The sequence below is a fragment of the Spirosoma sp. 209 genome (assembly GCF_002006735.1).
Taxonomy (GTDB): Bacteria; Bacteroidota; Bacteroidia; order Cytophagales; family Spirosomataceae; genus Spirosoma; species Spirosoma sordidisoli.
Genome location: NZ_MVEC01000002.1, coordinates 120,761 through 140,267, shown reverse-complemented (window position 1 = coordinate 140,267; position 19,507 = coordinate 120,761). Strand labels below are relative to the sequence as shown.

Sequence of the window (19,507 nt, the reverse complement as noted above, 5' to 3'; positions counted from 1 at the left end):
GGCTACGAATCGGCCGCGACAACCTCGGTGACGGCCCGGGGCTAATCAGGGAAGGTCGAGCCAGGTGCCCGGCTGGGTGGCCACGCGGGTGGGCAGTACCCATTCAAAGGAATAGCCCCAGCCGGTGGCTACGCCCGAGCCAATGACCGGGGTTGGTTCGCCATTGGTTTCTTTGGCTGCTACGACGCGTTTCTGCCCCAGCAGGCTGGTGGGGCGCCGGCAATCGTCAAACATCCGATTCACGAATTGGAGGGCGATCGTGCGGGCTTCGGTGCGCGCCCGGCGTTTGTCGGCCGGGTCGGCCGGATTGCATTTGACCAGCACGGCCAGGCCGCCCAGAATGCGCAGCCGGTGGTTGTCGGCGGTGCGGTCCTGATCGTCATAATACTGATCGAGCAGCAGACAAGGAAGATAGAGTTTATTCCGAAGGGCCAGCTCGAGTTCGGTCCGGTTGTCATCGTGCACAACGTAGAAGCGAGGTTCGGCCGCCGAGTGCCGAATGGCCGTATGCTGACTGGCCAGTCGGGCAAAATAATCGATGTAGTCCTGTTCCGTCATCGTTTTTTTACGGCTTCGAGTTGCTGTTTCATCTCGTCGGCCTGGCGGATCTGCTCGTTGAGTACCTTCAGCGCCAGGTACAGATTGGTCTGTTCGATGTCCCGGATTTTGGTTACGTCCAGTTTGGCCATGTTAATGGCCACGTCAAGCCAGCTGCCGCTAGTCGGTTTACCGCTGTTGGTTGAGGAACCGCCCGGCGGATCGAAGACCTGGGGGAAGTGACGTTTGAGTACGAGCAGGGACGAGCCAAAACCAAAGTAGAATCGCTCCAGCAGCGCCGGATCGAGCCGGGCAAAGCGGCTGACGTAGTTGGCTACCCTATCCTTATCCAGGGCGGGCCGGCCTTTCCCGAGCGGCCGGCACAGGACGGCCGCCAGCAGGGGGCGGTTGTTGCTGCGGAAGGCTTTCTCGGCGAACATAAAGTCCTCGAATGTGCAGTCCGACAGGGCCTCGGCGGGACCGCTGAAGATCTGACGGTTTCCCAGTCGGCCCAGCCAGACGCGGGGGGTTCCGAACTGAAAATCATAAACCCGAAACCGCCTGGGGAACCGGGCGTCGGGTTCGCCGATCCAGGCCAGCGTATCCAGCAGCTGCCCGCCAATCGACAGGGTCAGATCGATAGCTTCCGGAGAAAGCCCCTGCCGACGCAGAAAGGCCGCGTCGAACAGCCACCGCTGATCCCGGGGCTTCATGCCGTAGAGCACCCGTAACGCCACAAACACGCGTTCCTGGTGATCCTGAATGCTTAGCCGCACCCGGGTCATCTGAATGGCCTGCTGCTCGCTGAGTTCCGCCCAGCCCGACGGCCCACTAAACAGGCGGGCTTTACCCTTAATCCAGAGTTCGATAGTGTTCATACAGGGCTAAGAGGTCCGGTCCGTAGTTGTTGGCGGCACTGTCGGTACCGTTATAGGCATCGGCAAAGGCTTGCAGCCGTCGTTCGCGTAGCGCATCGGCCAGCCCCTGCTTTTGGATGTAGCGCACGAAGGCGTCGAGCTGGGTCCCTTCGCCCTGATTGAAGGCCTGCACCAGGTCGTAGGCACTTTTGTAGCCCAGTAGGGCATAATGAAAGCCCATAATCTGAAACATGCCGTAACTGGCGCACTCGAACGCCACATCCCCCGCCAGCTGGCGAGCCTGCTCGAGCCGTCGCCAGTCGCTGATCGTTCCCTTGTTGAAGGGGCATTTTCGCATGTAGGCATGGGACAGCGTGGGGTGCGTTTTGTTAAACTTACCCCGGGTGAGTCGCTGGAAAATATGGCCCTCGAAGCGAACGACCAGGAGCTGACGCTTCAAAAAACCGCCCCCATCAGACTCTTTTTCGGCAACCGCCCGGATGATGGCAACCTCGCAACCAAGCGCAGCCGCGGCCCGCTTGTAATCAGCTGGGGTGAGTATAGCTTTCATAGGTTCGCTCAGGCCTGGGCCGGTTCGGTGGGTTTGGCGACCGGTTTGCGGGGGTTCAGCGGGCGCAGGCCTGCTTTGCGGGGGTCGAGATCATCGATACGGGACAAAATCAGGCGGGTGTTGTCTTCGTTGACATCGTTCATGCGCTGGATAGCGTTGGCCAGCGCGTTGTAGGCCGCCGATATCTGGCCGTTCGAGCTCATCATTTTTTCGAAAAACTCTTTTTGAATGGCCAGCGTCATTGCCCGCTCGGCCGTCAGATCGGCATCTTTTTTCTGGACGTATTTCCAGACGACGTACAAACAGAAAAACAGGACAAGCGCAATGGGCGTCACTTTGAGCGCTTCCATCACAACGGGCATAAATTCCATAGCGAAAAGGGTCTAGCCCCTGGCAACCAGGGGCGGGTTTGGATACAGGCGTTAGCTTACAAAAGCAGGGTAAGACCCAGCACGAATCCGAGGGCGCACCCAGCCCCCCCGAACGTCCACTTTCGCACCCGGAGTGTATCCAGGTAGGTGACAAGGGTCGAGTACGTTTGGTCGGGATCCGCCGATCGAGCCAGCAGGCGCCGTAAACGCCGGGGTAGAGTAGCTACGACCCGGGCAATGGTGCCATTGGCCCGCTCCAGCTCCTGTTTAACCACCCCGAGTTCGGTTTCGACCTGGCGGAGCCGGCCCCGAAGCCGGGCCGTTTGCAGGGAATCGTGCCGGCTAAGCCGGTCGCGATCCGCCAGGGCACCGCGGGTAGCGGTGATCTCCAGGGTGAGCGCCTGGATGCGGGCCTCGGCGTGCGTGCGCAGGGAGTCGGCGGCCCGCACTTTAGCCTTGACGGCCGCGTAGGTGCTGTTGTCCAGGGCCACACCGGTTGGGTACGGGAACGGCTGCTGGTTGACCATGGGGAGAACCGGCGGTAGCACCTGGGCGTCAGCTGGGGTAAAAAGCGCACCCAGGGTGGCCAGGGCTAGGGCAACCAGCAGGAGCAGGGCTTTACGGCAGCGTAACCCGAATCGAGTCGTAGCGTTGACGAAATTGTTCATAGGGCGTTTGGGTTTGGGAAGCTCGGTGGCGCACGATCAGCAGTTCGCCGGCCGACTCGTCGGCGCGGTGCTGAAGATGAATGCGGGTAGTGTCGACGTATAGCGTAGTTTGGTCAGTGGGGGTGGGGGGAGCGGGCCGCGAGCCGCAGCCACAGAAAAGAACGATTAACCCCAGTGTCAAGAGAAACAGGGATACGTGCCGCATTAGGGGTGTCCCAGGGGTTAGGAAGAGTCGCCAGGCTAAAAAAACTGCGGGTGTAGCTCGTTGACTGGACGGGGGGAAGGTAATTGGCCAGACAACTCGGGTGAGTACATGAATGGCTAAAACGATCAAACTGGAAGACAGGGTCGGGAGCATGTCAAAGCAGGGTTACAGCGCCGGTCGAATAGACCAGGCTGGTTGAATCGGAAAAAGCATTGGGGGCTAAGACGGCCGTAAGGCTATCTTCGTAGGTGCGCCAGGCTAGATCGGCCTGGCGCGTCAGGTTGTCGAGCAGCCAGCTCAGCTGTTCCTTGCCCGGCGCGTTGTAGTACTGGGTGTTGCCGTACTGGCTCGAGTAATTCACCTGCAGGTTCACGCCCTGAATCTCAACGCTCAGGTTAGGTAGGGCCTCGATGACGCTCTGGTAGGCCAGCGCCCGCTGAAGCTTTCGGCGGATCAGCGCCCGCGTCGCTTCCGGTACGGCAGGGGCCAGCTCGTCGATGCGCGCCACAGCCGCCACGCCCCGGTCTTCTTCGACGGCCCGGATAAACGGTCGCAGCGCCCAGAAGGTGAGCCAGCGGTCCTGGATCGGGTAATACCGCGAGAACTCGGCGGGCGTTTTGAATAAGGCGTCTTGATGCTCCTGAAAATAAGGCGAGTCTGGCCAGGTGGGGAAAATCTCGGTCTGACTGGCGACGAGCGTAATCAGCGCATCCAGCTCACTCCAGCCCCGCTCCAGCAGGGTCTGAGTGAGCTTGTTGGTCTGGTATTCGAAAGCCGCTTTTCGACCCTCCATGGCCGGCACGGTGATGCCAATGTCGTCGATCTGAACTTCGGCAAACGGTACGTGCTCGGCAAACGCAATGCGGGCTACGGCGGAGCGGGCCAGGTGCAACGCCTGCCGTTCGACGGTTGACAACGCCTGGCTGGCCGTGTTGACCAACTCCTCGAACTGGCTGGCTATGGCGGGCCCAAAAAACCGGTCCAGCAACCGGGCCTGGGTGGCTTCCAGCGTGGGCAGCAGCGCTTCCGCCGTATACGTGATTGTGACGGGTACGTACTGGCGTAGCTGGTCCGTCGAGCCATTGAGCAGGGGCATAGCGTTAGGTTAAGCGATCTTGGGTGCCAGCCCCGGTGTCCAGGGTGGTCAGCAGCGTATCCCGCCAGCAGAAGCGCAGTCTGGGGAAACGGGCTTTCCAGCCGTTGTAATCCGCCACGAAGGAAAGCGGCTCGATGAGCATCTGGCGAAAGGGAGCCAGCATCTGCAGGGCGATCAGGTAAGCCTCCCGCTTGTCGGAGCCGCCCGAACGGGCGCCCATCTTCTCACCCCCTGCGAAGCCGACCAGGGTCGGATCGATGTTGAGGGCGTAAAAGATGTTGGCCGCGGCCTCGAGATTGTCTTCGATGTACTTGCCGTCCTTCATGGCGTCCGTCAGGGGCACCAGCTGTACGTAATCCTTGGTTGATTTGCCGTCGAGCTGCTGTTCAATTTCGGTCATCAGCATGGCGCCCGCGTTCTCGACGTTGGTCAGCATTTTGGTGATCTTGTCGACCCAGCCTTTTTTAAGGGCCTGCTTCTTGGCGTTATCGGCCGCCGTGTAGTCGTTGCCCCACAGCGTTGACCAGTAATTTTTATCGACCTTCAAGTGATACTTTAAACTCATCTGGTTTTTGAGCAGGTACTTCTTGAAGGCTGGTACGGCCAGGTGCACGTCGAGCCAGCCTGATTCGACCAGGCTGTAGTGGTGAGCCAGGCTATAGAACCGTTTGCCCGGGGTGGGATACGAGATGGGGTATACGCAGTTATAAAATGAGCTTTCCCGCAGCCAGTCGACAGCATCCCATCGGTAGGGGTCGAGCGCGTTGATTTTGACCGTACGGCCGTCGTCGACGGTGCAGTGGGGCCAGTTGGCATTCAGATACACATGGGGCATATTGCCCCGCTCATCCATGCGGCACCAGCGGATTTCCTCGGCATTGAGCGGGTGGAGCTGCACGATTTTTTTGCGATCCTTGCTGAGCAGCAGTTCCGGAAACCCGTTAAAAAACCAGGCCGCATCGGCCGCCATCTCCCGGAGATACGTCTCAAACCGGATGTTGCTGATGAAGGCGGTAATCTCAGCCGTTACTGGATCGCCCGCCGGCAGCGGGCGGGTGAGTTCCTCGCCGTTCTGGTCAATATCCTCCAGCACCGCCTTAATGCCCCGGCCGATGAGCATAGAGGCTACTTTGCCCAGGGTAGGAGGAATGATGGGGTCACGGTTGTAGAGCTCAGTAATGCGCTGGGGAAAATCGTTGCTCTCACCCCAGGGCATGATATCGCCACTACCGGCAAACCGGGCCAGATCGGGCTGAACGACCGACGGGCGGGTCCCCGGCCCAGGTAAGCTACTGGCTCCGGCAATTAGCCGAGCAGGCTGATCATTCTCCAGGGCCAGGCTGACGCCGGCACCGGGCAACAAGACGACGTCGTAGGCATCCCCCGGGAAAAAATGCTCGTTCATGCGACCGGGATCTGATTAAAGTACAGGATCAGATCAAGGTGGACGCAAATACAATCTTTCGTGCCCAGGGGTTGCAGATTCACCGTGCGGTTCTCAGTTCGCTGTTTCGTCAGCAGCACGGCCTTGTGCAGTTCACGAATCTGGCCCCCCCGGCCACGTCGGCGATCGCCGGTCACGAAAACAAGTGAGAACGGTCGGGGCTGATGCAGGCCCACCGTGCGTCTCATTTCCTTCACCATGTCGCCCACCTTGATGATCATGTCAGTTGATAGCGCTACCCATTGGCAGCAATGGGCGGAAAATTGGGGGAGTGGGGTGCTCGATACCGCGACAACCTCGGTGACGGCCCCGAAGGAGTCGTACCAACGGACTTACATCCATTCGTTGTCCATAGAGGAGAGGGAGCGGTCGGTCGTGAAAAATAGGTGATCTGGATAGCCTGACGATGGAAGCAGGAAACTACAATGGCGTTAGGAATTCCTGACGATTTTTTCTAGATTTGTGGTATGTCAAAGCCCGAAAACACCACAAACGCCATGTTTGACATCTTGGTCAACTCACCCTACTACTGGAGCTTGACCGGACGAAACAACGGCCTGCGCCGTCAATACGTGCATACGCTAGGCCGGGGCGAAGGCATTAGTCTGGATAAGAAAGAGCAACTGCTGGCCGAAGCCGGTTTCACCGTAGCTCAGGAGAAGCTGTGGAATCTGCCGTCAGATAAGAGTATTGAATGAAGAATTAATTTGATTGAAAGTGTGAACACCCCCGGAGCTATGCATTGGGGGTGTTTTGTTTTTTTAAGGCAGTCTACTGTTAAGTGGATCAAGGCTGAATATTAGCCAGCGTTAGTTCGACAGTTCCTAGGCTTTAATGCACAAAAAGATTTTGGATGATGCTCTTCAGTTTGACGACGGGCTGTTGACTGGCCAGTGTAATTCTACTACACCGCTTGGGAAGGTTTAAGGATTAAGATACATGAAAACCAATCTGGAATAATAGGGAGCTTATAGATATGCCACCAACGTCCTGTTGTCCGAATAATATAGGTGGCAAATACTAGTAAATCGAGTTGGTAATGAATGAATAACAGACATTAAAATTATAATTTTTAAAGAATTTTTATTGACAAATACCAGTACTTCAAAATCATGTAAGTACATATATTAATTCAATTGTTCGATTTAAAAACAGTATTTGAGTAATGAGCAGGGGTGTAACTGCATCCCACAATGAATAAAATAAGTTCAAATAAATTTATAATTAATCCTATAAATTGTATAATAAGTTAATCAAATAGTCGATTCGGTTGTAGTTTAGCAGGGAAACAGCCTGGTAATATTTTGACGATCAGAGATGGGGTTCAACGTTTCACTGCTAAATCATCAACATATGTAAAAATTAGAGATTGGCTTTTTGAGACTTTAAGTCATCTCTCGCCTACAGGTACCCTCCTAAAAGCTGTTCTAGCTATTCATTGATCTGGTCTGCGCTACTAAGCCTGGAAAGCATCACCTGCGATGCTTAGAAATTAGTGTCAAGTACTCAATTCTAAACTCATCAAGATCATGAAAAATTTGTCTCTAATGTCAATGGTATGGGTATTGTTATGTATCCTGTTACCGCTCTCCTGTAATACGGAAATAAATTCACTCGCTCCTAGTAAAATCAAGCAGGGGCCAGCACCCCTAAATCTCAATGGATCTACTACGTTAGATGATATCCTGGCTAGAAATAACGCCTACGCCCGGGCTAGAGATACAACTGGCTTTAATTTCAATACCCACGGTCAGGTACTGTTGAGGCACATTAAATATTACTCCGCAACTATTGATCCATTGACCTACTTGCCGGCCAATCAACGAGCAGGGTTCAAGGCTAAGTTTGACGCCTATCAGGCGAAGATAAAGGCCAACCATTGGACTCATGACCAAATTATTGATGATTTGGTTGCTCAGAAAAGCTATACCCAGCGACAGGGTCAGATCATCAAAGACCAGCAGCGTTCGCTCCTTGAGCTGCTAGCTACGCAACCAGATATGCAAACTGCCTGGGACTGGTTTGCGCAGCGCGAGAAGGAGATCATGCAGGATAACGTCTTGACTCCATCCGAGAAAAGTGACGTCCTGAATCAGCGGTCAACTGTCAAATATGCCCTGCTTTATCGATTGGAACAGGCGCCTGCATCAGAAGGCGTTTCTGAACCAAAAGCACGTTCCACGTCCGCTTGCGGATTTTGGGCTAAACTGTATTGCTACGTGGGCACGATCAGTGGGTTGTCCTCCACGGGCAGTGCCATTGGTGGCGTGGAAGCCATTGTAAAATCGGGGGCGACAATATTGGTGAAAGGCTCAGCGATCGGCGCCATCATTGGCGCTGCCTACGGAACCATACAGGCCTTTACCTCTTGTCAGTGCGATCAGCAGGAGTTAGCCAAATGTGACGCGCCTGCAACCGTTTCTTTCCCTTACCGCTGCTACGTACCGGGAGCTGGGCTACGATATACAGCTGTTGGTTATGGTACGAATGGGCCTACTCAGTTCATCTGGAAAATATCGGCCAACAATGATTTAAATAACGTCATCTATGAGAACATAGGTAGTGGTAACTACTTTGATATACCTGGTAATTTAATAACTCAAAACAACGTCAGTACGCTCGGCATGCGTGTCACAAGCCAGTGCCATGATACCGGTGTCACCGAGTCCAGACAGTCTGATGCGTTCGGCTGGTTTGATCTAAGTAAGTTGGGCAAGCCTTATTTTACGATATCAGGAGCTGATAACGTGTCACCGGGTCAGTATGCTATGTACGGAGTAGCTGGCTCGTACGAGAATATTGAGGGTAGTGTTACAATAACCTGGCAAGTCATTCCTTCGGGTTATCCTAACTACTCACTATCAGGAACATTTTCTAACGGGCAAACGACGATAACAGGGGGGACCTATGTGGGGGTTCAGTGGAGTTCGAACCAGGGTTATGGGACCATCAAGGTTACGATCACCAGCTATTGTGATGGTGGTCAAATCAGTGAAGTCCAGTATTTGAATGTCCGGGCCCAATAATAAAGCCGGACAGTAAGAGCGCAATTAGATGAAGCTAGAAAGGCAGCCCCAATAGGCTGCCTTTCTAGCTTCATCTAATTCATATTAACTCAAAATACGTCCATAGTTGCTAGAAGGGAGCATAGGTAAATCGGCTGTGGAAGCTGCATCAATCCAGAAAAGCAGGCGTCAGCAACGTGCCGAGGGTGGGGTAGATCCGGGCGGTTTTCTTTGTTACTTTCTTACCAAGAAAAAAGAAAGTAAAAATTTTGCTTGTCGAAACTATATTTTTAGTTGCATAGGTCAAAAAAAAGGTCTGTAACGAACGTTACAGACCTTGCCAGGATGGACATATCTTTTGGGCAGATCGGCGCTAAAATGGGCAGAAGAGGGGCCCAAAACAAGGGACTAGGGGCGGGCATGTTGTTTGGCTCCTCCATATTCTTCGGCAAACGGAATGCCTAAAATGTTCTCGTAGACTTTCCAAACCTTATCCGCTATGAGTAATTTTTGCACCTCAGGGGTAAAGTAGTCGAGTGGCTGAAGTGAGCTGATCTTCTCACTGTCGCGGCCGTCGAAAATGGCAAACCGTTTGTAGACTATATCCGGCGCTGGTTCCGGCTCGGGTACTGGCGTTGGCTCGGAGACTGGTGCTGACTCGTGGAGCGTTCGGGCAACCTTGTAAAGGTGGAAAGCAAATAAGCCTCCTGCTGAAATGCTTCTAATTTCCTTGGTCGTATGATCCCGGTTAACCCCCAACGTCTGCGGACTGCAACGGCGATAGGTATAGTTTGCCGTATCGGTACATTTTTGCAGGATGGCGAGTAAGCTGTCTGGGTCATGTAGCAGGGTGTGATTGTAGGTTTCTACCTGCCTGAGTAGATAGTGCTGTAGCTGGTTGGCTGGCCGTAACTGGCTACTGATCCGGGCGAAATAGGGCATAGTCGTAGGGATTAAATGCCTTCGTCAGCAAATGAAAAATACCGGTCTTGATCAGGCCCAAGAATCAAATGATCGAGTACGACGCAATCAAGCAACCGGCCAATTTCCCTAAACTTTTTGGTTAACTCCTTATCCTGCGCGCTAGGACTCATATTACCGCTTGGGTGATTATGCGCCAAAATGATGCTGGACGAGTGACAGCCTAAAGCAACCTGAAAAATAACTTTCGCGTCTACGTAGGTGGCGGCGGTTCCACCCGTTGACACGAGGTAGATACCTACTACCTCGTTGGCTCGGTTTAAACAAAGTATATAAAACTCTTCCAGTCGGTTAATTTGGTCGGTCCAGTGCTGACGGAACATATAAAAAGCATCCCGACTACTGGTTACCCGTTCGCGTTTGATAGAACGGTCCTCTTGATACGTTACTTTAATTTCAGCCACACAAAAGCGGGGCGTAACGGAATCGTTTAAAATAGTCATACGTCTAAGATCTCGACGAGGTCGAATTGGGTATGGTGATGACAGAAAGAAGTAGGATGCACTAAACCCGACGGATACCAAAAAATGCGGTAGCCGATGCGGTGCGGTTCGGTCAGTCGAAAAATGCCGGCGGTATAGTTGTTGAGGATGGCTTTTGCCGGGGGACGAGTGCGCCGAAACTCCCGGCGCAACTCGTCCACAATCAGCCAATCAAAGTCACTCACGATCTGGACACCCGTAAAAATTCGGTTTCTTTCTCGTCAATTTTCTGCAAGAATACCCCTTTCAGGTAGTCCACCACCAGAGCGGCCAAGCCGTGATTTTTACAGACAAACTCCCGGTTGGCATCATCGTAAATGACCAGACGTCCAAACCGGCTATCCTCGCTCTGATCTACGGTATAGGAAAATGCTTTTAGTTCGTCGTGTTTGCCTTTCAGGTTAACCAGTTGTGTATTGACCAGTTGTAGCCGGTTGGCTTTGTCCACCTGAAACTGAATTTCTTCGGACCGACTACGTACAGGCATCAGGGCCATTGGTTGGGGGGCTGGCTCCGGCTCGGGGGCTGCTGCTGACTCCGGTTTTGTTGCTGGTACTGGCTCGGGTTTAGCGGCTGGCTCTATCTGCGGGGCTACCTCTGGTTTAGTAGTTGGGATCGGGTAGGTAGTTGGCGTTTTGACGTCTTCGGGGTTAATTTTTTCTTTAGCCTGGGCGATTAGTTGAGAAACGGCTACGGGTTCGGTTGGCTTGATGCCAAATGCCGGTTTACCGCTGTTGATGGTGCTGGTTGTTGCGTTGGTCGTTTTCATCTGATTGAAAGTGATTAAACTGATTTGAAAAAATTGAACTTGGGTAAAGTGATCGGGTAAGTAATCAGGCGGTTACGGCTTGCTCTGAACAATCCATTAGGAACGTAAAAGCGGCCTGTGCCTCGCTGGCCGCGTCCCAGACAAACCGCTTATCCTTTCGTAACTTGGTTAACCAGCCCTGTATATAGCTGGCCGCGTTATCTTCGACGGAGGCCGTATTGATGCCGTGGCGATTGCACAGAAAACAGGCGCCCAACTCGGCCACTAATTCTTCTTTGCTGTAATTGGTATCGCCAAACTTAAGCGCGTCGGTTAGCGTGGCCCGATTTAACCGGCTGGCGTGGCCCGTAAAATGGGTTAATTCATGGTACAATGTGGCGTAATAATGTTCCGACGACTCAAAGCGGGAAAGTTCAGGCATGAGAATTCGATCTTTCGATTTGCTGTAATAGGCCTGTCCGCTGGTGGGACTGTTTAGCAACTTTTCCCCTAGGTTTAAGCCCGTGACGAAGTCAGCGCAAACGGCTATTTCCTGATTTTCGCTGTTTCCCTTGTGGCTGACTGGCTTAACGGGGCACCCTTCCACATCCTGCATATTAAAAACCGGAAACAGGCGGATATAAGGGTATTTACTGACGTTTTTATCACCCGCTTTCAGTCGCGCCCGGGCTTCTTCCTCGTTTAGTCGGGCACCCGTTTTGGCGTCTTTATAAATGCAATCGTGAAAGTAAACGGCGGAGCTTTTGGCTCCCTTCTTTACCCGCCCTCCGGCCTCGTTGATCTGGCGAATGGTGGCGAAATAGGGCGTTTCATAATTGGTAATTAGCATTAACAGCTGATTGATACCTCGGTATTTGTGGCCCGTGAAATGATTCTGTGCGGGTTCAATAAACCCCCAGGGTTGATGCCAGGGTACAACCCCATGTTCAAGGCTCTTGATAATGCGCTCGGTTACTTCGGCGAAATGATCGCGTTTGGCAGTGGTTTCCATGTCTTTTTTTGATTGAAAGTGTGTAACTGACTTTAAAATTTGGGCCGTGTAGGCCCGTTCGTCGGTGGTGCCGACTAGCATTGATCTGTCCAGAAATCAAAGAACGAACCCCTTACCCGCCCGATACCGGCCTACCTGGTATCACCCGCCAACCCATTCAAAATCCTGTAGGTCTCCCTGCCCAAAATCCCCTGATTTTTCCCCTTAACTCCTTCACTATCACTATATAAAGGTAATACAAAGTGTTAGGAATTCCTAACGATTTGTGACTTATTTTTGCAATTTAGAAAAGGTCTAACTAATTGTCTTTCAGGCGCTTAAGTCGATTATTTGGTGCACGCTTCGCGTTTGGGACGAAGTGCCCCCCAATGCCACGCACTGAGCCGAAATGCAATTGCAGGGGTGGGGGTAGGGGCGGTATATGAAGGGGGGCAGACTGTGCTACTATGGGCGGTTACGCCCTACACAAACAGGTCCGCTTAATAGGCCTGGGCCTCTCAAAGTGCCCTACTTGAACAGGTCCGCTAGCTAGGTATCGACAACTCGAGTGGTATATATAATCGTAGGGATCAGTGTGTTTTGCGAATTGCTGAGCAAGTAGGGGAGTTGCATCACTGTCAATAACCTACTACGTAGAAGGGATAATTTTGGTCACTTTCGGCTAAAATACCTATTCCGTTTACTATGGAATCGTGTGATCAATACATCTGAGATTACCGATCCATTGAAGAGGTATGTTAGTCGAGCTACACTGCTTCAGTACCGATTGACCCACAGGGTAAAACAATTGGCAGAAACCTACGAGGTAATGCTTTGTGCAAGAAGACAGAGATATAATTTATGAATACGTTTGTTAATAGATTATACAATAGGCTTCCAACGTTTAAACCCTTTTCCTGGTCTCTATAAGATGGAAACTATAAAAGCGGTGAAGTATAGCCTGCTAGTGGCCATACTCACCACTAGCCTAAGCTGTGGCATCAAGGCCGTTGAAAAAGGAACGGTCATCACAGGAACGGTTCAACTCAACACGGGAGAACCCGTTGAGGGTTACCCCTTAAGTGTAGTCGGCAAAAAAGGGACAGGCTTTGGCGTTACTAATCCAGTATCTCGTCAAGATATTCGCACTGATAAGAACGGGACTTTTTCCTATCAAGGCTTGTTAAAATCGGGGGGATTGGATGGCCTGGGTTATGAACTGCAATGGGCTTACTACTTTGACGTTCAGGGGCAGTCCTATTCAGTCGATACAATTCAAGCTTCCATTCCCGACACAGGGATTAACAATACGCCGGGTTACCAATATGACGGCTATTTATTTCCAGGGAAGCAGCATGAAATCAAGATCATCTTGAAGAAGAATTGAGTTGCGCTTTCCTTTAGATTAACATAGTGTTTGATTATACAACAGAAAATAATGGAAGTAACTATAAGTCGTAATGACTTGCAGACGCTACTCACTCAAGTTGTTGCTGTTTATGTAGAGCAACTCTATTCTGGCCAAGAGATTTTGATAAGCCAAGACTACTTTTGGAACATTGAGCAGGAAGCTCTTTATAACGTATCAACTGAGCCAAGCCATCATGATATGGGTTCATTACATGATGCAGTAATTGAGCTAAAGATGCTAGTTGAAGCCGATGATGACTACATACCGTCAAACATTGATATTCGTCGGATCTCGTATCTTCTTCGATACTTGTCAGGTATATAAAAGCTTACTTAGCAAATATATTGCCACTTATATAGTGGCTATTCTAAGCGAGGTGAAGGTATCAAAAAAATATCAACTTGGCATTGGGCTAATGTGAGCCGCAAAAATTTGCCAACCTCTGCCCTGATTATGCCAAACACGAGTGTAGCGATAACGACCACTAAAGGCATGATCTTGGTAGATTCCTTGCATTTTCATAAGTGCAAAGACAATAGCCACTCCTTCAGAGATAAGTTGAATAGTTACCTCTTGGGGTTCCATTGTAAGAATACGAAGTAAACCATCCCGATGAGCAGCTACATCGTCAATCTTATTTGATAATCGTCCATCTGGTCCAACAACAACAGCTTGGTCCGATATAAGTGAATCAAGTTCACTCACATCACTGGCAAGCATGGCTTTGAGGAGTCTTCTCTCCATCTCCTGAATCTGCTTCGACGGGTTCATACATAACTATTTGTTAGTTTCTCCCACAAAAATGGACTTGTATCACCCTTAAGCATAATCGGCGTGACTTGATAATTAATTAGTATATGTTGAGGTTAAGCGAGTAGTGACAGTCTTTCACATTTCCAATAGTATGACTGGTATATCGTGCGAACTTATCTTTATCTACTACCTCTACATAGCATCAGTTATAGAACGGGTCTTGGGAAAATACAACCTCCTGCCTCACAGTGAGTTTACACTTATCGCAGACCCCTTCTATAACTACACACATGTAAAGAGAATTTTCCGAGGGGTGAGCCGCACACAAGCTCTGAAAACAAGCCCGATTGTACGTTTGAAAGGGAAAGAAAACGCATTATTATGTTGATCAATTATTCATCGATTATTCTATTCTTCTAAAAGAGCGTTTATTGAGAATGTGCATTTTGAGCACCAGGCTGCCCTTTTACTATCTGTCAACACTGATCCGTAGTCATCGAAAAATGATATGGAAAAGCAAGTCGACTACATCCGTCAGCTGTTCGATAGTATGTGAGCAAAGGACAACCCATTCTTTCGGTAACGGTAGAGCGTTCAGTCCAATACGCGGCTGCTATAGAATTTCTTCAGATTTCAGGTTCATCTTTGATCAAACGTTTAAACCATGAAAATTCTGCTGGTCGAAGATGAACCCGCCCTGCTGATCGCCATGCGGCAATTTCTGGAAGAGGAAGGGTACGTGGTGACGACGGCCGCCAGTTTTGTTAAAGCTACCCAGGCCCTCAACGATTATGATTATGACTGCCTGGTAGTCGATATTAGCCTGCCCGATGGGAATGGTCTGAACCTGATTCGACAACTAAAGGGCAACGACCGGTCTGCAAAGGCAACTACTGCGCAAATGGCCCAGCCCGGACTAATTATTATTTCCGCTAAAGATTCGCTCGACGATAAATTAGTAGGGCTGGAACTGGGGTCGGACGATTACATCACCAAACCCTTTCACCTGCCCGAACTCAACGCCCGCATCAAATCCGTGCTGCGCCGACGTTTTTTCGGGGGAAACAACCTCATTAGTTACGGCGACATCACAGTCGATCCGCTCGCGCACCGGGTGAATGTCCAGGAGCGCAGCCTCGACCTGACAGAAAAGGAATACCACCTGCTACTGTTTTTTCTGGCCAATACAAACCGGCTGCTCACGAAAGCGGCCATTGCCGAGTACGTCTGGGGCGACCACATGGACGGGGCCGATTCCCACGATTTTCTTTATACCCACATCAAAAATCTGCGTCGTAAACTCATAGACGCCGGATGCCCCGATTATGTCCGAACCCGGTACGGGGCGGGGTATATGTTCTCCACAGCACCATGAGTTTGCTCCGTAAAACCCTGCTGTATCTGGTGCTGGTGGCCGTTCCGGTGGCCATCGGGGGCGGTTGGTTGTTTCACACCCTCATCAGCCGAGTGGTCCGCTACGAGATTGATGAGCAGCTCACCAGCGATTTGCTCTTTGTCCAGGAGCAATTGAGTACAACTGATCGGCCAATGCCCGAGGGGCAGCATTTGCTGGACAATCCCCACGTGGAAGAAATAGCCCCTGGTTATACTCTGAAGCCCCTATTTTCGGATACGCTGGAATACGACCGGCGCGAGAAGCAGTTGGTTCCGGTCCGCCGACTAACGGCCACCGTACAGGTGGCGGACCGCTCGTACCTGGTGGTGGTAAAGCAGGTGATTGGGGAGTTTATCGAAATTACCCAGTTGTTGTCAGTGGCTATCATCGTCGGCTTCCTGGGCCTGCTGGGGGTATTGCTGGGATTGACTAGCTGGGTATCCCGTCGACTGTGGCAGCCTTTTTACCAACTGATCGATCAACTTCGTAACTACCGGCTCGATGCCCAAACTCCGGCTACGTTTCCCGACAGCACAATTACCGAGTTTAGTCAATTAGGCCGTACCCTCAACGATATGAGCCGGAATCTGCACGGGCAATACGTCGCTCAGAAAGAGTTTACCGACCACGCCGCCCACGAGATGCAAACGCCCCTGTCCATCGTCACCACGCTGCTGGATCGGCTCTTAGCGACCGAACCGTTGACCCAGCAGCAGGTCGAGTATATGGAACAGGCCCAGGGGGCCATTGGTCGACTCGTTCACCTCAACAAAAGTTTGTTGTTGCTCTCCAAGATCGACAACAACCAGTTTTTGGATCAGCAACCCGTCGACCTGAGCGCCCTCGCCCAAAAACTGCACCATAACTTCTCCTCCTACGCCCACCACCGGCAGTTAGGTTGGGTAAGCCGAATCACCCCGGATGTTATTCGGCCGATGAATCCGTATCTGGCCGAGGTGTTATTCAGCAATCTGATTAAAAATGCGACCATCCACGCCCTGCCTGCCACCTGTGCAGAAATGACCTTGACGAAGACCTTTTTCAATATCGTCAATGTCGGTCTGCCGTTGCCGTTTCCGTCCGACCAACTCTTTGACCGGTTTGTCAAGAACCCCAATCGACCCGAATCGACCGGCTTAGGGTTAGCCCTGGTTCGCCAGATCGCCGAACGCCACGGCATGACCGTGCAGTATCAATTTGATGAGTTAGCGCAAATACACAGCTTCTCGGTTTATTTTCCTCATTAGTAAAACTGACTATGCCTACCTGGGTCATTTACAGTCTTATTTCAATGCTCTTTGCCGGTTTAACGGCCGTTGTCGCCAAGTTGGGCCTCAAGGACATTAGTTCGGACCTGGGATTAGCCGTCCGGACGACGGTCGTCTTCGGGCTGGTACTACTAAACTTTCTCTGTTTCCAGAACGTGCGGGAAGTTGGTCAGCTCGACAGCCGCATCGTCGGCTTTCTGGCCATATCGGGCCTGACGACCACGCTGTCGTGGGTTTTTTACCGCGTCGGCGGTCCGATATAAAGCCATCCAGATTGGCCGCGTGTCAGATGTCGCCCTGATCGATAAAGGAAGCATCGTCATGACGATCCTGCTGTCGGTTACGTTGCTTGGCGAACCCGTTACACCCAAGTTGCTGATCGGTGGTGGGCTGATTTTGATCGGGTTGCTGGTACTGGTATGGCCGACATAAAGCAAGACTTCCGGCTACGGTTCCGCTACATCTGGTACGCCGGAGCGGTCCCGTGCCGCGGTGGTCCGGTTAAAAAATCTGCCCGATGCCAAAGTAGAATAGCCGGTCTTCTTTCGATAAGCCATAATCGAAGAACAGGATAGTCGAGAGGTTCCAGGCCACCCGGGCGCCAGCCCCGTAGGATGTCTTGATGTTGCTAAAATCCAGGTCCTGCCAGCGGTCACGCACGGTGCCCGCGTCGAAAAAGGGAGCCACCCCTAACCCAAAATTTTGTCGGCCAACTTTCAGGTCGGCCAGCCGAACCCGAAGCTCCACGTTGGTGAAGGCGAGCGAGCGGGCCAGGAACCGGTTGGCCCGGTAGCCCCGCAGGGATTGTCGCCCCCCCAGCGCATTAATACTGCCGTCGGGACTCCACTGATCCTGATACTCGAAGAAGGGAGCCTGTCGGCCAAAGATGGTTCCCGCCCCAATCCGACCCGCCAGCACCGTTCGCGACCCGACAGGCAGTTGGTGGTAGATACGCCCCTGGAGGAACAGTTTATCAAAATTGAACTGGGAGCCGATAGCACGGTGAGAAAACTCATTGGCCACTTCGATATATATACCCCGCGTTGGATCGGGTTCAAAGTTACGGGTATCGTAAATCAGCGCCCCCTGCACGATGGAAACCCGCCCCCCATCGAGGCCGAAAATCAGTCCCTGCTGCGCATCACGGGCCAGCAAGGACGTGCCGTTGGGCGCTTTGGTCTCCGCCCCCGAGACGGGATCGATAGCATCCGTTTCGGTCCCCTGAAACGTTTTGTACGCTAAAGATTGGATCTCGTAGCCGCCCATCACCCGCCATTTGCCCTTACCTAAGGCATAATCGGCTTTAAGATTGAGCATGAATTCGGTTTCCCGAAACCGGTTCGATAAGGCATCGCTCACGAAGGGGGCTTCGCCCGCCTGACCAGGCCGCAGGGTGCTGCGCGCCCGGTCGTAGGCGGCATAGGTCGCGAACGTTTTGTTCGGATCGGAGGGCAAACGAAGGGGCCCCAGCGTGCTTTGGCTTGATCCGAAATAGAGATTCGACGGGTTTTGCTGCGCCTTGAAATCCACGCGAAACCGCCAGCGCGATCCTTTATAGTACGGCACATCCACCGAAAAGGTCAATTCGCGGGCGTTGGTGGTATAGTACGATGCATTGGCGCGCAGCCTCACCAGGTAGGGCGTATAGGCGAAGAGCGGGTTGGCGCGGGTGCCATTCCAGTAGGTGTTGGTTCGGATACCGATGCCAAACCCCGTTACCGGGTCCGACGATAAATCGGGCAGACCCGTCGTAAAGCGTCCTTCCCTCTTCTTGGCCAGATCGACCTCCGACATGCGCTTCGAGCGAATAAACGAAAGGCTATCAATCACCAAGGTGTCGGTCTTTTGGGCCAGTGTCGGTGGGGTAAAACCACCCAGCAAACCGAAAAAGCAAAGCATTCTTTTCATTGAGTAAGTTGATTAATGAATTTATGAAAGTTGTATAGACCCACTGGTCACTGCTTACAGACTTGTGCAGACAGCAGCTAACCCGCTATTGGGGTACATTATCAGATCGGCGAAATCGCTTGACGAGGAGCGTTCCGAGTACCAGTACCACTACGCCCAGAAAGATGTATTCCACGTATTGGCCGATCCCGGGAAACCGCCCACCCAGCCAATATCCAGCCAGCACCAGGGTGGTGATATAGGCTATACAGCCCGTAGAGGTCAGGAGTAAAAACCGGGTCCAGGGCATGCCGCTGTTGGCCGCCAGTAGCGGATTGAAGGTGCGAATGATCGGGAAGAAACGACCGATCAGTAAGGCCCGCTTCGGGTGTTTGCGGTAAAATTGGTCGGACTCTTCCAGGTCGGCTCGTTTGAAGAGGAACGTGTCGGGCTGGTGACGGAGTCGGTCACCGAGTTGGCGGCCAATCCAAAAACCCGTCAGATCGCCAGCCACGGCAGCTACGACCAGCACGCCGACAAGTCCTAAAACCGGCAAATGCAGCGTACCGACGCCCGTCAGCAGCCCCGCCGTGAACAAAAGCGTTTCGCCACCGGGTACGATCAGGCCCAGCAGAAAACCCGTTTCGATGAACACCAGCGCGGCAATCAGGGTCGTACCGCCCCACTCGATCCAGGCCGTGTTCAGGCCCAGTATACTCATGACGTTAGCTTCCATAGCGTTGTGTTGATGCGGACAAAAAAAGAGGGCGAATCTGAAGTTTTTCTGAAGTTCTTCCGGTAACAACTCAATTCGGGATAGCCCGTCGGCTGCTACA

General features: G+C 52.3%; 25 protein-coding genes. 8 read left to right on the top strand and 17 right to left on the bottom strand.

Annotated elements, in window-relative coordinates; all coding sequences use genetic code 11:
* Positions 1–45: 45 nt before the first annotated feature.
* From B1C80_RS03835 to B1C80_RS03800, 9 genes are all read right to left on the bottom strand, one after another.
* The gene (locus B1C80_RS03835) at positions 46–558 is read right to left on the bottom strand and encodes a hypothetical protein (RefSeq protein WP_077919742.1); all 513 of its coding nucleotides are present in this window, start codon (positions 556–558) and stop codon (positions 46–48) included.
* Positions 555–1,415, bottom strand: a complete 861-nt coding sequence (locus tag B1C80_RS03830) for a hypothetical protein (RefSeq protein WP_077919741.1) — start codon at positions 1,413–1,415, stop codon at positions 555–557. Before B1C80_RS03830 ends, B1C80_RS03835 begins: the two co-directional genes overlap by 4 nt.
* Entirely contained in the window at positions 1,390–1,965 is a 576-nt protein-coding gene (locus tag B1C80_RS03825) for an N-acetylmuramidase family protein (RefSeq protein WP_077919740.1), read from the bottom strand. The genes B1C80_RS03830 and B1C80_RS03825 overlap by 26 nt, the downstream gene beginning before the upstream one ends.
* 8 nt (positions 1,966–1,973) lie before the next feature.
* A complete protein-coding gene (locus tag B1C80_RS03820; protein WP_077919739.1) occupies positions 1,974–2,336 on the bottom strand; it encodes a hypothetical protein in 363 nt (120 codons plus the stop codon).
* Between the two features lie 56 nt (positions 2,337–2,392).
* Positions 2,393–3,004 carry a hypothetical protein gene (locus B1C80_RS03815; protein ID WP_077919738.1) on the bottom strand — a complete coding sequence of 204 codons (612 nt, stop codon included), beginning with the start codon at positions 3,002–3,004 and terminating at the stop codon, positions 2,393–2,395.
* A complete protein-coding gene (locus tag B1C80_RS28040; RefSeq protein ID WP_129602153.1) occupies positions 2,955–3,209 on the bottom strand; it encodes a hypothetical protein in 255 nt (84 codons plus the stop codon). The genes B1C80_RS03815 and B1C80_RS28040 overlap by 50 nt, the downstream gene beginning before the upstream one ends.
* 154 nt (positions 3,210–3,363) lie before the next feature.
* Positions 3,364–4,305, bottom strand: coding sequence for a DUF6712 family protein (locus B1C80_RS03810; protein WP_077919737.1), 942 nt, complete (start codon positions 4,303–4,305; stop codon positions 3,364–3,366).
* 4 nt (positions 4,306–4,309) lie between these two features.
* A complete protein-coding gene (locus tag B1C80_RS03805) occupies positions 4,310–5,710 on the bottom strand; it encodes a hypothetical protein (protein ID WP_077919736.1) in 1,401 nt (466 codons plus the stop codon).
* Positions 5,707–5,970, bottom strand: a complete 264-nt coding sequence (locus B1C80_RS03800) for a hypothetical protein (protein ID WP_077919735.1) — start codon at positions 5,968–5,970, stop codon at positions 5,707–5,709. Before B1C80_RS03800 ends, B1C80_RS03805 begins: the two co-directional genes overlap by 4 nt.
* Positions 5,971–6,246: 276 nt before the next feature.
* On the opposite strand from B1C80_RS03800, the gene B1C80_RS03795 reads away from it, so the two are divergent.
* Positions 6,247–6,447, top strand: a complete 201-nt coding sequence (locus B1C80_RS03795) for a hypothetical protein (protein ID WP_077919734.1) — start codon at positions 6,247–6,249, stop codon at positions 6,445–6,447.
* Between the two features lie 831 nt (positions 6,448–7,278).
* A complete protein-coding gene (locus tag B1C80_RS03790; RefSeq protein WP_077919733.1) occupies positions 7,279–8,775 on the top strand; it encodes a hypothetical protein in 1,497 nt (498 codons plus the stop codon).
* Between the two features lie 387 nt (positions 8,776–9,162).
* Here B1C80_RS03790 and B1C80_RS03785 read toward each other — a convergent pair whose 3' ends face one another.
* The 5 genes from B1C80_RS03785 to B1C80_RS03765 all read right to left on the bottom strand — a co-directional run bounded on the left by B1C80_RS03785 (position 9,163) and on the right by B1C80_RS03765 (position 11,977).
* A complete protein-coding gene (locus B1C80_RS03785; protein ID WP_077919732.1) occupies positions 9,163–9,696 on the bottom strand; it encodes a hypothetical protein in 534 nt (177 codons plus the stop codon).
* Positions 9,697–9,707: 11 nt separating this feature from the next.
* Positions 9,708–10,178 carry a RadC family protein gene (locus tag B1C80_RS03780; RefSeq protein ID WP_077919731.1) on the bottom strand — a complete coding sequence of 157 codons (471 nt, stop codon included), beginning with the start codon at positions 10,176–10,178 and terminating at the stop codon, positions 9,708–9,710.
* Positions 10,175–10,402 (bottom strand): hypothetical protein, encoded by a 228-nt coding sequence (locus tag B1C80_RS03775; RefSeq protein WP_077919730.1) that lies wholly within the window; start codon positions 10,400–10,402, stop codon positions 10,175–10,177. The genes B1C80_RS03780 and B1C80_RS03775 overlap by 4 nt, the downstream gene beginning before the upstream one ends.
* On the bottom strand, positions 10,399–10,986 hold the full coding sequence (locus B1C80_RS03770) for a hypothetical protein (RefSeq protein WP_077919729.1): 588 nt from the start codon (positions 10,984–10,986) through the stop codon (positions 10,399–10,401). Before B1C80_RS03770 ends, B1C80_RS03775 begins: the two co-directional genes overlap by 4 nt.
* Positions 10,987–11,050: 64 nt before the next feature.
* Entirely contained in the window at positions 11,051–11,977 is a 927-nt protein-coding gene (locus B1C80_RS03765) for an ArdC family protein (protein ID WP_161492708.1), read from the bottom strand.
* A gap of 910 nt (positions 11,978–12,887) precedes the next feature.
* On the opposite strand from B1C80_RS03765, the gene B1C80_RS03760 reads away from it, so the two are divergent.
* Entirely contained in the window at positions 12,888–13,343 is a 456-nt protein-coding gene (locus B1C80_RS03760) for a hypothetical protein (protein WP_077919727.1), read from the top strand.
* 51 nt (positions 13,344–13,394) lie between these two features.
* A complete protein-coding gene (locus B1C80_RS03755; protein ID WP_077919726.1) occupies positions 13,395–13,691 on the top strand; it encodes a hypothetical protein in 297 nt (98 codons plus the stop codon).
* 72 nt (positions 13,692–13,763) lie between these two features.
* Here the strand turns inward: B1C80_RS03755 and B1C80_RS03750 are convergent, their stop codons facing one another.
* Positions 13,764–14,138, bottom strand: coding sequence for a nuclear transport factor 2 family protein (locus B1C80_RS03750; RefSeq protein ID WP_077919725.1), 375 nt, complete (start codon positions 14,136–14,138; stop codon positions 13,764–13,766).
* A 646-nt stretch (positions 14,139–14,784) separates the two neighbouring features.
* On the opposite strand from B1C80_RS03750, the gene B1C80_RS03745 reads away from it, so the two are divergent.
* From B1C80_RS03745 to B1C80_RS28630, 4 genes are read left to right on the top strand one after another with little or no spacing between them, the layout of a single operon-like run.
* Positions 14,785–15,495: a response regulator transcription factor gene (locus tag B1C80_RS03745; protein ID WP_077919724.1), complete on the top strand. Its 711-nt coding sequence runs from the start codon at positions 14,785–14,787 to the stop codon at positions 15,493–15,495.
* Positions 15,492–16,763 carry a HAMP domain-containing sensor histidine kinase gene (locus B1C80_RS03740; RefSeq protein ID WP_077919723.1) on the top strand — a complete coding sequence of 424 codons (1,272 nt, stop codon included), beginning with the start codon at positions 15,492–15,494 and terminating at the stop codon, positions 16,761–16,763. Before B1C80_RS03745 ends, B1C80_RS03740 begins: the two co-directional genes overlap by 4 nt.
* Positions 16,764–16,774: 11 nt before the next feature.
* The gene (locus B1C80_RS28635) at positions 16,775–17,047 is read left to right on the top strand and encodes an EamA family transporter (protein WP_236648603.1); all 273 of its coding nucleotides are present in this window, start codon (positions 16,775–16,777) and stop codon (positions 17,045–17,047) included.
* Between the two features lie 19 nt (positions 17,048–17,066).
* The gene (locus tag B1C80_RS28630; protein ID WP_236648601.1) at positions 17,067–17,216 is read left to right on the top strand and encodes an EamA family transporter; all 150 of its coding nucleotides are present in this window, start codon (positions 17,067–17,069) and stop codon (positions 17,214–17,216) included.
* 69 nt (positions 17,217–17,285) lie between these two features.
* Here the strand turns inward: B1C80_RS28630 and B1C80_RS03730 are convergent, their stop codons facing one another.
* Together B1C80_RS03730 and B1C80_RS03725 are read right to left on the bottom strand one after the other, a co-directional pair.
* Positions 17,286–18,692, bottom strand: coding sequence for a DUF5982 domain-containing protein (locus B1C80_RS03730; RefSeq protein WP_236648599.1), 1,407 nt, complete (start codon positions 18,690–18,692; stop codon positions 17,286–17,288).
* A gap of 85 nt (positions 18,693–18,777) precedes the next feature.
* Positions 18,778–19,407 (bottom strand): DedA family protein, encoded by a 630-nt coding sequence (locus tag B1C80_RS03725; RefSeq protein WP_077919721.1) that lies wholly within the window; start codon positions 19,405–19,407, stop codon positions 18,778–18,780.
* Between the last annotated feature and the right edge of the window lie 100 nt (positions 19,408–19,507).

Excerpts from the sequence above, each read along its gene's own strand:
- B1C80_RS03835 (WP_077919742.1), bottom strand. The coding sequence starts at position 558 with ATGACGGAACAGGACTACATCGATTATTTTGCCCGACTGGCCAGTCAG.
- B1C80_RS03830 (WP_077919741.1), bottom strand. The coding sequence starts at position 1,415 with ATGAACACTATCGAACTCTGGATTAAGGGTAAAGCCCGCCTGTTTAGT.
- B1C80_RS03825 (WP_077919740.1), bottom strand. The coding sequence starts at position 1,965 with ATGAAAGCTATACTCACCCCAGCTGATTACAAGCGGGCCGCGGCTGCG.
- B1C80_RS03820 (WP_077919739.1), bottom strand. The coding sequence starts at position 2,336 with ATGGAATTTATGCCCGTTGTGATGGAAGCGCTCAAAGTGACGCCCATT.
- B1C80_RS03815 (WP_077919738.1), bottom strand. The coding sequence starts at position 3,004 with ATGAACAATTTCGTCAACGCTACGACTCGATTCGGGTTACGCTGCCGT.
- B1C80_RS28040 (WP_129602153.1), bottom strand. The coding sequence starts at position 3,209 with ATGCGGCACGTATCCCTGTTTCTCTTGACACTGGGGTTAATCGTTCTT.
- B1C80_RS03810 (WP_077919737.1), bottom strand. The coding sequence starts at position 4,305 with ATGCCCCTGCTCAATGGCTCGACGGACCAGCTACGCCAGTACGTACCC.
- B1C80_RS03805 (WP_077919736.1), bottom strand. The coding sequence starts at position 5,710 with ATGAACGAGCATTTTTTCCCGGGGGATGCCTACGACGTCGTCTTGTTG.
- B1C80_RS03800 (WP_077919735.1), bottom strand. The coding sequence starts at position 5,970 with ATGATCATCAAGGTGGGCGACATGGTGAAGGAAATGAGACGCACGGTG.
- B1C80_RS03795 (WP_077919734.1), top strand. The coding sequence starts at position 6,247 with ATGTTTGACATCTTGGTCAACTCACCCTACTACTGGAGCTTGACCGGA.
- B1C80_RS03790 (WP_077919733.1), top strand. The coding sequence starts at position 7,279 with ATGAAAAATTTGTCTCTAATGTCAATGGTATGGGTATTGTTATGTATC.
- B1C80_RS03785 (WP_077919732.1), bottom strand. The coding sequence starts at position 9,696 with ATGCCCTATTTCGCCCGGATCAGTAGCCAGTTACGGCCAGCCAACCAG.
- B1C80_RS03780 (WP_077919731.1), bottom strand. The coding sequence starts at position 10,178 with ATGACTATTTTAAACGATTCCGTTACGCCCCGCTTTTGTGTGGCTGAA.
- B1C80_RS03770 (WP_077919729.1), bottom strand. The coding sequence starts at position 10,986 with ATGAAAACGACCAACGCAACAACCAGCACCATCAACAGCGGTAAACCG.
- B1C80_RS03765 (WP_161492708.1), bottom strand. The coding sequence starts at position 11,977 with ATGGAAACCACTGCCAAACGCGATCATTTCGCCGAAGTAACCGAGCGC.
- B1C80_RS03760 (WP_077919727.1), top strand. The coding sequence starts at position 12,888 with ATGGAAACTATAAAAGCGGTGAAGTATAGCCTGCTAGTGGCCATACTC.
- B1C80_RS03755 (WP_077919726.1), top strand. The coding sequence starts at position 13,395 with ATGGAAGTAACTATAAGTCGTAATGACTTGCAGACGCTACTCACTCAA.
- B1C80_RS03750 (WP_077919725.1), bottom strand. The coding sequence starts at position 14,138 with ATGAACCCGTCGAAGCAGATTCAGGAGATGGAGAGAAGACTCCTCAAA.
- B1C80_RS03745 (WP_077919724.1), top strand. The coding sequence starts at position 14,785 with ATGAAAATTCTGCTGGTCGAAGATGAACCCGCCCTGCTGATCGCCATG.
- B1C80_RS03740 (WP_077919723.1), top strand. The coding sequence starts at position 15,492 with ATGAGTTTGCTCCGTAAAACCCTGCTGTATCTGGTGCTGGTGGCCGTT.
- B1C80_RS28635 (WP_236648603.1), top strand. The coding sequence starts at position 16,775 with ATGCCTACCTGGGTCATTTACAGTCTTATTTCAATGCTCTTTGCCGGT.
- B1C80_RS03730 (WP_236648599.1), bottom strand. The coding sequence starts at position 18,692 with ATGAAAAGAATGCTTTGCTTTTTCGGTTTGCTGGGTGGTTTTACCCCA.
- B1C80_RS03725 (WP_077919721.1), bottom strand. The coding sequence starts at position 19,407 with ATGGAAGCTAACGTCATGAGTATACTGGGCCTGAACACGGCCTGGATC.